The organism is Micromonospora sp. KC721, assembly GCF_004348355.1.
Taxonomy (GTDB): domain Bacteria; phylum Actinomycetota; class Actinomycetes; order Mycobacteriales; family Micromonosporaceae; genus Micromonospora.
On the sequence record NZ_SMJY01000286.1, the window covers coordinates 1 to 5,566 of the forward strand.

At 68.1% G+C, this 5,566-nt stretch carries 2 protein-coding genes; both read right to left on the bottom strand.

The features are described from left to right. Positions 1 to 2: 2 nt before the first annotated feature. Positions 3 to 560: a two-component system response regulator gene (locus E1182_RS28795; protein WP_132270878.1), complete on the bottom strand. Its 558-nt coding sequence runs from the start codon at positions 558 to 560 to the stop codon at positions 3 to 5. Then, on the bottom strand, positions 557 to 5,476 hold the full coding sequence (locus E1182_RS28800) for a HAMP domain-containing protein (protein WP_371687618.1): 4,920 nt from the start codon (positions 5,474 to 5,476) through the stop codon (positions 557 to 559). The genes E1182_RS28795 and E1182_RS28800 overlap by 4 nt, the downstream gene beginning before the upstream one ends. Positions 5,477 to 5,566 lie beyond the last annotated feature (90 nt).

The window sequence follows — 5,566 nt, forward strand, 5'->3', positions numbered from 1 at the left end:
GGTCAGGGGGTGGTGCCCCAGCGGGCCTGCTCGAGAAGGTCGACGGCCTGGTCACGGGCCTCCAGGCTGTCGTCGGCGCGCAGCAGCATGGTCGCCTCGTCCACCGCGTCGGTGAGCGTCCGCCACTGCGCGTCCCGCTCCCGCACCACGTCGGACTGCGCGGCGAGCTGCCGGGTCTTCACCCACAGCTCCACGAAGACCGACACCTTGGCCCGCAGCACCCACGGGTCGAACGGCTTGGTCAGGTAGTCCACCGCGCCCACCGCGTACCCGCGCAAGGCGAGCTGGGCGTCCTTGTCCGCCGCGGTCAGGAAGATGATCGGCACGTGCCGGGTCCGCTCCCGCCGCTTGATGTGGCTGGCCGTCTCGAAACCGTCCATGTCCGGCATCTGCGCGTCCAGCAGGATCACCGCGAAGTCGTCCACCAGCAACTGCTTCAACGCGGCTTCGCCGCTCTCCACAGCGACCGACTGCACCGGCAGGCCCTGGAGGATCGCCTCCAGCGCCATCAGGTTCTCCCGGCGGTCGTCGACCAGCAGCGCCTTGGCCGTCTGCGTCACGAATTCTCCTCGCCTCGGCTGCCGCTGATCCAGGCGGCCATCCGCTCGATCAGCTCGTCCAGATCGACCGGCTTGGTGATGTAGTCACTGCCACCGGCCGCGAGCGCCGACTCCCGGTCGCCCGGCATCGCCTTCGCGGTCAGGAAGACGATGGGCAGGTCCGCGAACCGGTGGTTGCGACGGATCTGCCGGGTGGTCTCGTACCCATCCTGGTCCGGCATCATCGCGTCCATCAACACGATGTCCACCTCCGGATGCTCGGCCAGCAGACGAACCCCGTCCGCCCCGTTGTCCGAGTACAGCACGGTCATGCCGTGCAGTTCCAATGCGGAGGTCAGCGCGAAGACGTTCCGCACGTCGTCGTCGACGATCAACACCGTCGCGCCGTCCAGCTGCCGGGTCGCCGGAGCCGCCGGCGGCTGGGGCAACAGCTGCATCGGCGGCATCAGCAACGACGAGGGCAGTCCCGCGCGCTGCGGCGACGGAGCCTGCGGCGCGACCACCGCGTCCGGGGCCAGCACATCGGGTACGAACAGGGTGAACGTCGAACCCTGCCCGGGTGCCGACGCCACGGCGATCACGCCGCCCAACAGGCGGGCCAGGTCCCGGCTGATCGACAGGCCCAGCCCCGTCCCGCCGTACCGGCGGCTGGTGGTCCCGTCGGCCTGCTGGAACGCCTCGAAGATCAGCCCCAGCTTGTCGTCCGAGATACCGATGCCGGTGTCGATCACGGTGAACGCGATCACCTGCCGCGCGTTGGTCAGCGCCGGCACGTCGAAGACCGCGTTCTCCGGCGCCAGCCCGATCCGCAGCGTCACCGCCCCGTTGTCGGTGAACTTCACCGCGTTGGAGAGCAGGTTACGCAGGATCTGCTGCAACCGCTGGGCGTCGGTGACCAGGGCCGGCGGCAGCTCCTCGGCCAGCCGTACCTGGAACTCCAGACCCTTCTCCTCGGCCTGCGGGGCGAACGCCTGCTCGACGTAGCCACGGATCTCGTCGAACCGGACCTCGGTCGGCTCGACGTCCATCCGGCCAGCCTCGATCTTCGACAGGTCCAGGATGTCGTCGATCAGGGAGAGCAGGTCGGAGCCGGCGCTGTGGATGGTGCGGGCGAACTCGATCTGCTTACGGGTCAGGTTCCGCTCCGAGTTCTCCGCCAGCAGCCGGGCCAGCAGCAGTAGGGAGTTCAACGGCGTACGCAGCTCGTGGCTCATGTTCGCCAGAAACTCCGACTTGTACGCCGACGCCCGGGTGAGCTGCTGCGCCTTCTCCTCCAGGCCGAGCCGGGCCAGCTCGATCTCCCGGTTCTTGGTCTCGATGTTGCCCTTCTGCTCGCTCAGCAGCTTGGCCTTGTCCTCCAGCTCGGCGTTGGTGCGCTGCAACTCGGCCGACTGGTCCTGCAGCTCCAACGCCAGCCGCTGCGACTGCGCCAGCAGCTCCTCGGTACGCCGGTTGGCCTGGATGGTGTTGACCGCCACGCCGATGGTCAGCACCAGCCGCTCCAGGAACGTCAGGTGCAGCTCGGAGAAGCGGGTCACGCTGGCGAACTCGATCACACCCAGCAGCTCGCCCTCGAAGAGGACGGGAAGCACCACCAGGTCCGTCGGAGGCGTCTCGGCCAGCCCGGATCGCAGGACGAGCCGCCCGTCGGGCAGCGCGTTGACCCGGATCGTCCGACGGGAGAGGGCAGCCTGGCCGACCAGCCCCTCCCCGGGGCCGAAGGTGACGTCATGCCCCCGGGCCACGTACCCGTAGGAGGCGGTGAGCCGCAACCGCACCGACCCGTCGGAGTCGTCCGCCAGGAAAAACGCGCCGAGCTGCGCGTCGACCAGCGGGGTCACCTCCATCATGATCATGCGGCAGACCTCGCCGAGGTCGCGCTGGCCCTGCAGCAGGCCGCCGATGCGGGCCAGGTTGGAGTCGAGCCAGCCCTGCTCGGCGTTCTTCTTGGTCGTCTCCCGAAGGGTGACGATCATCTGGTTGATGTTGTCCTTCAGCTCGGCGACCTCGCCCTGTGCCTCGACCGAGATCCGCTGGGTCAGGTCACCACGGGTCACCGAGGTGGACACCTGGAAGATCGCCCGGAGCTGGGTGGTGAGGGTGGACGCCAACTGGTTGACGTTCTCGGTGAGGTCGCGCCAGGTGCCGGAGACTCCCTTGACCTGGGCCTGGCCGCCGAGCTTGCCCTCGATGCCGACCTCGCGGCCGACCCGGGTCAACTCGTCGGCGAACGACGACAACTGATCCACCATCGTGTTCACCGTGTTCTTCAGCTCCAGGATCTCGCCCTGCGCGTCCACGGTGATCTTCTGACTCAGGTCACCCTTGGCCACGGCGGTGGTCACCGAGGCGATGTTGCGCACCTGGGCGGTCAGGTTCGACGCCATCGAGTTCACGTTGTCGGTCAGATCCCGCCACGTACCACTGACGCCCTTGACCTGCGCCTGGCCGCCCAGCTTGCCCTCCGTGCCCACCTCACGGGCCACCCGGGTCACCTCGTCGGCGAACGACGACAACTGATCCACCATCGTGTTCACCGTGGACTTCAGCTCCAGGATCTCACCCCGGGCGTCCACCGTGATCTTCTGCGACAGGTCACCCTTCGCCACGGCGGTGGAGACCTGGGCGATGTTACGCACCTGGGCGGTCAGGTTCGACGCCATCGAGTTCACGTTGTCGGTAAGGTCGCGCCAGGTGCCGGCGACCCCCCGCACCTGGGCCTGACCACCCAGCTTGCCCTCCGTGCCCACCTCACGGGCCACCCGGGTCACCTCGTCGGCGAACGACGACAACTGATCCACCATCGTGTTCACCGTGGACTTCAGCTCCAGGATCTCGCCCCGGGCGTCCACCGTGATCTTCTGCGACAGGTCACCCTTCGCCACGGCGGTGGTCACCGAGGCGATGTTGCGCACCTGAGAGGTCAGGTTCGACGCCATCGAGTTCACGTTGTCGGTCAGATCCCGCCACGTACCACTGACGCCCTTGACCTGCGCCTGGCCGCCCAGCTTGCCCTCCGTGCCCACCTCACGGGCCACCCGGGTCACCTCGTCGGCGAACGACGACAACTGATCCACCATCGTGTTCACCGTGGACTTCAGCTCCAGGATCTCACCCCGGGCGTCCACCGTGATCTTCTGCGACAGGTCACCCTTCGCCACGGCGGTGGAGACCTGGGCGATGTTACGCACCTGGGCGGTCAGGTTCGACGCCATCGAGTTCACGTTGTCGGTAAGGTCGCGCCAGGTGCCGGCGACCCCCCGCACCTGGGCCTGACCACCCAGCTTGCCCTCCGTGCCCACCTCACGGGCCACCCGGGTCACCTCGTCGGCGAACGACGACAACTGATCCACCATCGTGTTCACCGTGGACTTCAGCTCCAGGATCTCGCCCCGGGCGTCCACCGTGATCTTCTGCGACAGGTCACCCTTCGCCACGGCGGTGGTCACCGAGGCGATGTTGCGCACCTGAGAGGTCAGGTTCGACGCCATCGAGTTCACGTTGTCGGTCAGATCCCGCCACGTACCACTGACGCCCTTGACCTGCGCCTGGCCGCCCAGCTTGCCCTCCGTGCCCACCTCACGGGCCACCCGGGTCACCTCGTCGGCGAACGACGACAACTGATCCACCATCGTGTTGACGGTGTTCTTCAACTCCAGGATCTCGCCCTGCGCGTCCACGGTGATCTTCTGACTCAGGTCGCCCTTCGCCACCGCGGTGGAGACCTGGGAGATGTTGCGCACCTGGCTGGTCAGGTTGCCAGCGAGCTGGTTGACGTTCTCGGTGAGGTCGCGCCAGGTGCCGGAGACCCCGCGCACCTGGGCCTGACCACCCAGCTTGCCCTCGATGCCCACCTCACGGGCCACCCGGGTCACCTCGTCGGCGAACGACGACAACTGATCCACCATCGTGTTGACGGTGTCCTTGAGTTCCAGGATCTCGCCCTGCGCCGCCACGGTGATCTTCTGGGACAGGTCGCCCCGGGCCACCGCCGTGGAGACCTGGGCGATGTTGCGCACCTGGGCGGTCAGGTTCGACGCCATCGAGTTGACGCTGTCGGTGAGGTCCTTCCAGGTGCCGGCGACGTTCGGCACCTCGGCCTGACCGCCGAGCTTGCCCTCGGTGCCCACCTCACGGGCCACCCGGGTCACCTGCTCGGCGAAGAGCCGCAGCGTGTCGGTGAGCGAGTTCATCGTGTCGGCCAGCTCGGCGACCTCACCCCGGGCACCCACGGTGATCTTCTGGCTCAGGTCACCCTTCGCCACCGCCGTGGCCACCTGGGAGATCGACCGCACCTGGCCGGTCAGGTTCGACGCCATGGTGTTCACCGAGTCGGTGAGGTCCTTCCAGGTGCCGGCGACGCCACGGACGTCGGCCTGACCACCGAGCTTGCCCTCCGTGCCCACCTCACGGGCCACCCGGGTCACCTCGTTGGAGAAGGACGAGAGTTGGTCCACCATCGTGTTGACCGTGCGGCCGATGCGCAGGTACTCGCCGCGCAGCGGGCGACCGTCGATCTCCAGCGCCATGTGCTGGGAGAGGTCGCCGTCGGCCACCGCCACGATCACCCGGGCGATCTCGGTGGTGGGGCGGCCCAGGTCGTCGATCAGCGAGTTGATCGCCCGCTGCCCCTCCGCCCAGGAACCGTCGAAACCCTCCTCGTCGAGGCGTTCGGTCAGCCGGCCGTCCCGGCCGACGATCCGGCTGATCCGGCGCAGGTCGAGATACTGCCGCTCCTGGAGCGTCACCACGTCGTTGAAGGCGTCGGCCACCTCACCGGCCGCGCCCGCCCGCCGGGGCAGCCGCACCTTGAAGTCACCACCACGCACCCGGCGCAGCGCCTCCGCCAACTCGACGAACAGCGCCTCGGGCTCGGTCGCGGACGGATCCGCGGTCACCGACTGTTTCGCGCTCATCATTCCTCGCTCAGCTCGGGGCCTGCGGCGCTCGTGGACACGCCACCCATCCCATCATTGTCCCCACCTGGATGTCGACGCCACGAACGC